The 6,296-nt window shown below is 62.8% G+C and carries 5 protein-coding genes; 3 read left to right on the top strand and 2 right to left on the bottom strand.

Annotated elements, in window-relative coordinates:
- Both AC3WT0_RS12585 and AC3WT0_RS12580 read right to left on the bottom strand, forming a co-directional pair.
- A partial coding sequence (locus tag AC3WT0_RS12585; RefSeq protein WP_492753744.1) for a strawberry notch-like NTP hydrolase domain-containing protein occupies positions 1-2,233 on the bottom strand: 2,233 nt, incomplete at its 3' end.
- Between the two features lie 77 nt (positions 2,234-2,310).
- On the bottom strand, positions 2,311-3,165 hold the full coding sequence (locus AC3WT0_RS12580) for a DUF7146 domain-containing protein (protein ID WP_126001472.1): 855 nt from the start codon (positions 3,163-3,165) through the stop codon (positions 2,311-2,313).
- Between the two features lie 78 nt (positions 3,166-3,243).
- Between AC3WT0_RS12580 and AC3WT0_RS12575 the strand changes: the two genes are divergently transcribed.
- The 3 genes from AC3WT0_RS12575 (at position 3,244) to AC3WT0_RS12565 (ending at position 6,262) form a co-directional block, all read left to right on the top strand.
- Positions 3,244-3,393 (top strand): hypothetical protein, encoded by a 150-nt coding sequence (locus tag AC3WT0_RS12575; protein ID WP_164521755.1) that lies wholly within the window; start codon positions 3,244-3,246, stop codon positions 3,391-3,393.
- Positions 3,394-3,801: 408 nt separating this feature from the next.
- Positions 3,802-4,890 (top strand): replication initiation protein, encoded by a 1,089-nt coding sequence (locus AC3WT0_RS12570; RefSeq protein ID WP_126001495.1) that lies wholly within the window; start codon positions 3,802-3,804, stop codon positions 4,888-4,890.
- Positions 4,891-5,059: 169 nt separating this feature from the next.
- The gene (locus AC3WT0_RS12565) at positions 5,060-6,262 is read left to right on the top strand and encodes an AAA family ATPase (RefSeq protein WP_126001471.1); all 1,203 of its coding nucleotides are present in this window, start codon (positions 5,060-5,062) and stop codon (positions 6,260-6,262) included.
- The last annotated feature ends 34 nt before the right edge of the window (positions 6,263-6,296 follow it).

The raw sequence follows: 6,296 nt of genomic DNA, 5'->3' as shown, positions 1-6,296 counted from the left end.
AGGACGTGGCGAAATGCTCAGCAGCTTTGCGGGCCTTCGCCACGTTCCTGCGCATTATCGCGACCTCGCGATAACAGATCTTATGCGCAGCTGCGCATAAGATCGCCCAGGCGTCGGCATATGTGTCATAGATTTCGATCTGGGCCGGGGTCAGCTCGTGCCGCAGAATCTCGTACTCGACGCCCGCGAAACTCAACGCTCGCGCCATGTAGAGACCGGTCGCCTTGAGATCGCGAGCAACTAGCTCCATCGCCGCGATGCCGCCCTTGCGGATGCCGCTGATGAATTGCTCGCGATCGGCAAAGGCGGTTTCCGGTCCCCAGAGACCGAGGCGCACCGCATATGCGAGATTGTTGACGTCGGACGCGCCCGTCGCCGAGGCATAAAGCACGCGCGCACCGGGAAGCTGGTTCTGGAGGAGCACGCCGCAGATGCCCTGCTGCGATCCTTCCTTGGCGCCAAGGGCGCCCTCCCCGCCCGCGACCCCGCCCATTTCATGGGCTTCATCGAACGCCAGCACGCCTTGGAAGTCGGCCCCCGCCCAATCGACGATCTGCTTCAGCCGGCTGTGATCGCCGCGCATCGAGCGGAGCGTCGGGTAGGTGACGAGAAGAACTCCTTGCTCGAGCCTGATCGGCTCGTCGATGTTCCAGTTGGAGATCGGCTGGATGTCGCCGCTGAGGCCGCCAAGCGCAGTCCAATCCCGACGCGCATCTTCGAGCAACGGCGCATTCTTGGTGACCCATATGTTGCGACGGCGGCCCTGGAGCCAGTTGTCGAGGATGCAGGCGGCAATCTGGCGTCCCTTGCCTGCACCCGTCCCGTCCCCGAGGAAGAAGCCCTTGCGATAGGCTTCGCCGTCCTCGGCAAGGGTCAAGCCGACGCCTTCCTTGTTCGGCTTGAAGCGGCCGGGGATCGTCTGCGCCCAGGCATGTCCCGCATAGACGACCGTTTCGAGCTGGGAGGCGGAAAGCAGGCGCTCGGAAACGGTGCGCTCGGGGAGCGAGGGGACATAGTCGGGGATCGGCGCCGGGATCGATCCCATCGCCACGGATTCGACCAGCGCGGTCGGATGCTCGCCGGCGGTGGCGAAGCTGATCCGGCTTGGCCGGTAGGGAAGATAGACGCCGGTCTGCTCGAGGAGCGGTGCGGGTGTCGCGAGCTTCTCATATTCGACGGGGAGCACATCGTTACGAACGGGCGCGTGAAAGGTGCGCGGTTCTGGGCGGCTGCTCTTGACCGCGCGAAAAAGCGAGATGCCGCCCGACCGCTTTGGCGCCGGCACGGGCTCGTCTCGACGGGGCCTCGATCTTTCGGGAACGCGTAGCGCATCGAGAAGCTCGGTCACGGAGGAGCGCTGGATCACGGACGGCGGTGCCTTGCCGGGGACCTTGTCGATCACGAACAGTCGGATGGCGATCGACGTCCCGTGCTTCAAATAGCACTTTTCGAGCCGCACCGAGGTCTGGACGGTGACATTGCGCAGCACCGTTTCGTACTGGTCGCGCATCCTGGCGCTGGGCCCGAACCAATCAGGCATGATCGCAACCAGACGTCCCCCCGCCTGCAGCCGGCGAAGCGCAGCCTGTAGATGGCGGACCGCAGCATAGTCGTCGGCGCCGCGCCCGAGGGAGCGCGAGAACGGCGGGTTCATGAGGATGAGCGAGGGTCGCTCGGCAGCAGCCAAGGTCGAGTTGATCGTTGCGCCGTCCTCGCCGGAGATCGTGGCCTCCGGGAAGACGTGGTGCAGCCGCCCGCGGCGGAGGGGATCGAGTTCGTTGAGGTGGAGAGCTTTGTGTGGCCCGGTTTGAGCGACAAGCAATCCGTTGCCGGCGCTCGGCTCGAGGATGACGTCATCGGGCTGGACGTCCGCAAGCAGGACCGCGACGGCGGCGATGTCGACTGGCGTTGAAAATTGCTGCCAGTCGAGTTGCTCCTCGCTCCGCACCGTCTGGGTCGGGAGCCGCTCCGAAAGTGCGACCAGGCCGCTGACTTGAGCAAAGGAATTCAAGCCCTGGCCGCTTGAGCGAAGGTGTAGGGCGAGCGCATGTTCGAGAACCTCGAAGCTCGTGCGCTGAGTCCAGCGGCCGTCGGCATCGGACCCGCCGAAAGCGGTGACCATGATATCATTGATCAGGCGGCGGCTGATAGCGCCGTCCGCTGCGAGGTGCGGTAGGAGCAGACGCGCGGCATGATGGTCGGCGCGATCGGCCGCGTGGAAGAGGTCGGTCATTTTGGGATCTCCTGCGAGGCTGCACCTTCAGCAGCATCACGCTCTCGATCCCCCTCCCCTCTTCCACCCCGGAGCGCCTAGACACTGATGCCCTGGACGACCGCGTCGAGGACTTTCGCCCAATCCTTGAACTTTGCCGGGGGTGGTGCCCGGCGGATGGTCAGACCCGGCCGTCGGTAATGGATCTCGGCCTTGTCGGCCGCGCGTCGGCCTTCGGCGTCATTGTCCTGGGCGATGAGCAGTGTATCGATTGCTGACGGGATGATCAGTTGATTAAGACGCCGTGCGCCGAGAGAAGCCCAGCAGGGGATGGCGTTGAGGCGAGCGAACGCGTCAGCGGTTTCGAAGCCCTCGGCAATCGCAAGGATGGTGCCCCCCTCCCCGCCCCGCCACGAGCCGTTCCCAGGCATGCCGAGCATTACCTTGCGCGTATAGTCGGCGGTCGCTTTGTTGAGAAAAATCCGCTGAATCGCGACCAGTCGACGGGTCTCGCGCACGGCGATCAGCAGGGCCGGCTCGAATACCGTCTTCGGCTTCGGCATGTACGGGCACCTCGGATGAAAGCGCACCTCGCGTGGCGGCGGAAGGAGGTTGCGGCGAGCGAGATAGCGCTCGGCCAGGGTGCCTCGAACATCGACAGCCTGCTCCCAGAGCCGCTCGATATTGGCCGGGCGCTGCGGACCGGTTGCGTCGGGCGCCGAATAATGGCGACCTGGTCGGACTCGGCGGAGTTCCCTCAGGACGTCCTCTCGCGAGCATCCGGCAAAGCACGTGACGAGGATCCCGCGATCACCTTGGCGGATCGATAGGCTTGGATCGCTGTCGCTATGAGCTGGGCAGCGGCACATCGCGATATAGCCGTTCCAGGTACCGCCGAGCGTCCCGACGATGTCGACTAGTTCCTGCGTCGGCCTCTTGGCTGTAAGCGGCATAGGTTCACCTCCTGCTCGCCAGCCTAGACCCCCCTCCTCTCCTCAGCGTCGCGGCCGTTGTCGACGGAGGCGACTCGGGTGAACTTCCTCAAAGAATCATCTTTAAAAACGCCGCTGCTCGCAGCGGAAGGATTCGTGATTCTAAAGATTCAGATTCAGGGTGCGAAAAGCACTGTGAAATCAACGGGCTGCGGCGCTTTGCCTGACCGGACGGGGGTGTTTGACTGACCCATTGGGGGCTTCAACCTGTCCCGTTGGGGGGTGATACCTGACCTGCCGGGGCAATCCTGACCGATTGGGGGGACCGTGGTTTTGGGCGGGGCTTTGGCCCAGTTTTGATGCGCGCTGATCGGCAAGGCGTCTGGAAAGGCGGTTGGGGGGCATCGTTCGGGCGTCGCCGCTCGACTCGGCAGTCTTCCTCGAATTATTGCCGATCGACATGCAAATTTATCCTGACCAATTGGGGGAGGCCGAGGGGCGGATGATCCTGACCTGACTTGACGGAAGAGGTCAGGTCAGGCAGCAACTGCGCACCGGAGACTCACATCTGAACGTAATCATGGCATGGAAACCGACGCTGGCCAAATAGATCAGGCTGTAGACCAAACCGGCGACGAAGCATCGCCAGGTCGTGCGATGCGAGTTGCGGCTGCGCTGAAGGCCAAAGGTGGCGATCAATTCGCTAAACCAGGCAACATCATCGAGGTTAAGTTCGTCAAGGGCGAGTCTCTTAGTCTGACAGCCTCACGATTGCTTGCGCTGATGATCCTGACTGCGGGCGGGGATGCCTGGGAGGATCGTCCGCATCGCATGCGAAAGGCGGACATTCGCCGGGGTCATAAGGGCAATGAGCGTATAAGCGACATGTTGGAGGAGCTCCATCGCACGCTGTTCGCGGTCGACGACAAATCGTGGCGAGGGAAAAAGGCGACGCTTCGCTTCTCGCTCATTTCGCGGTCGCGCGAGGAGAGCGAAGAGGACGGTGGCGAGGCGGGCTGGATCGAGTGGGAGTTCACACCCGACGCGCGAAAGCTGATTCAGGCTTCCGAGACCTATGCGGTGCTAAACCGACAGGCCGTTCTTGGCTTCAGATCGAGCTACGCCCTTAAGCTCTATGAGCTTGGCGCGCTCCGGCTGCATCGTCGGCAGGCCACATGGAAGGGCGACATGCAGGCGCTCCGGGCCGCGCTCGGCATTCCACCGGAGGTCTATGCCGACTTCGCCCAGTTGCGGCGGAAGGTGCTCGAAAAGGCAAAGGCCGAGATCGACCAGCTGGCCCATTTCAGGGTGGAGTGGCGGGAAATCCGGCAGGGGCGCACGGTCACTGAGCTTGAGTTCCGGTTCGAGCCCAAGGGCGCGCCCGAAGTCATCGAGACGGTGGACGAGCTGAACCGGCACTCATCGGGGCGGGAAGCGAGGCGTGACGGTAGCGTGGAGACGATGAGCGTCGCAGCGGCCGGGCAGGGGAAGATTTCGGCGCCAACGAAGGTTCTCCCCAAAGCCAAGCCGGAGGAAAAGACGTTCCCGCGAGGGTCACTTCATTTTGGCGAGGATGAACTCCTGGCGATCGGCCGTGCATACGGGGGTGGCTGGGACATCAACATGATCGCGGACGCCTATCGCGAGCATATGGGTGAGCGCCTTGGGAAGCTCCGGGGAGCCAAGATGGTCGCGTCTTGGAAGGGGTTCTGCGAGGGCTGGGTCAACCGTCGGGGGCGTCCCTGAGAGCAAGAATTGCACGCGTGCAATTTCGATGATCCCCCACCGAGTCAGGATGGTGGGTGAAACGTGAGTTTCGCCCGCATCACGGCACAACGACTTTCGAAAGTTCGTCATTTCTTGACCGAAAAGCGCAAGTCGGTGTACCACACGCCGAATTGCGAAAGGTAGGCATGTGGCTAACGGACTCGAGATAGAGGAAGCCGAGCGGATCGTCTCGGTTGCGACGCTTGCCAGTCGAACGTCCTCAGTGCTTGAGAAGCTGCGCGATTCGGCCCGTAGTGCGCGGGCTGATGACCGGCGCGAGCCGACCTTTACGATCAGCAAGGCGGCCGAGCTGGTAGGTCGAACCCCGGCGGCGATCCGCGATGCGGAGAAGGACGGACGCCTGCCCGAACCATCGCGGACCGACACCAATCGGCGCGAACGATATACGTTGGCTCAGCTGAACGACATGCGAGGCGTCTTCGGAACCCGGCCCTATCGTGCGCCAAGTGATCCGTGCTGCGTCGTTGCCGTTCAGAACTTCAAGGGTGGGGTGGGCAAGTCCACGGTAGCGGTCCACCTTGCCCAATATCTTGCGATCCGGGGCTATCGCGTTGCTCTCGTGGATTGCGACAGCCAAGCCTCCGCAACGACGCTGTTCGGCTACGTTCCCGATCTCGACCTCGACGAGGACGATACACTCTATCCGTTTCTCCGGGAGGGCGAGCGGTCATCGCTCGATTACGCACTGCGCAAGACGCATTTCGATGGCCTGGAGCTGATCCCGGCGAACCTCCGGCTGTTCAACTCGGAGTATGAGCTGGCCGCGCGCATGGCGCGGGGAAGCGACGGGCTCCTTGACCGCTTGAAGGAGGGCATCGAGAGCATTTCGGACCGGTTCGACGTGATCGTGATGGATCCGCCGCCGGCGCTGGGCGCCATCTCGCTGTCGGTTCTTCGCGCGGCGAACGCCCTTGTCGTACCGGTGCCGCCGACGGTCATGGATTTCTCGTCAACGGCGGCATTCCTGTCGATGCTAGATGAGACAATCGAGCAGCTTGCCGAGCGTGGTTTGGCGCCGGAGCTTCAGTTCCTACGGTTCGTCGGCTCTAAGGTCGACGAGAACAAGTCGATGCAAAAGGAGCTGCTGCATTTGATGCGGACGCTGTTCGGGCATGCGATGGTACGGACACCACTCAAGGATTCGGCCGAGATCGACAATGCAACGGCGCGGCTGATGACCGTGTATGAGCTTGATGGACCTGCGACCAGCTCGGCCGTTCGCAATCGCTGCCTTGGTTATCTCGACGGCGTGAACGCGGAGATCGAAGTCGATATCAGGTCGATGTGGCCAAGCCATCAGGCAGCTTTGCGCAAGGCTGCGCTGGCGTGAAAATCCGAAATTGCACGCGTGCAATTTTGAGAGA

Source organism: Sphingomonas sp. EU05-FHT14C10 (assembly GCF_058790595.1).
Note: the sequence above shows the minus strand (reverse complement) of the source record. Positions and strands in the feature narration are given on the sequence as shown.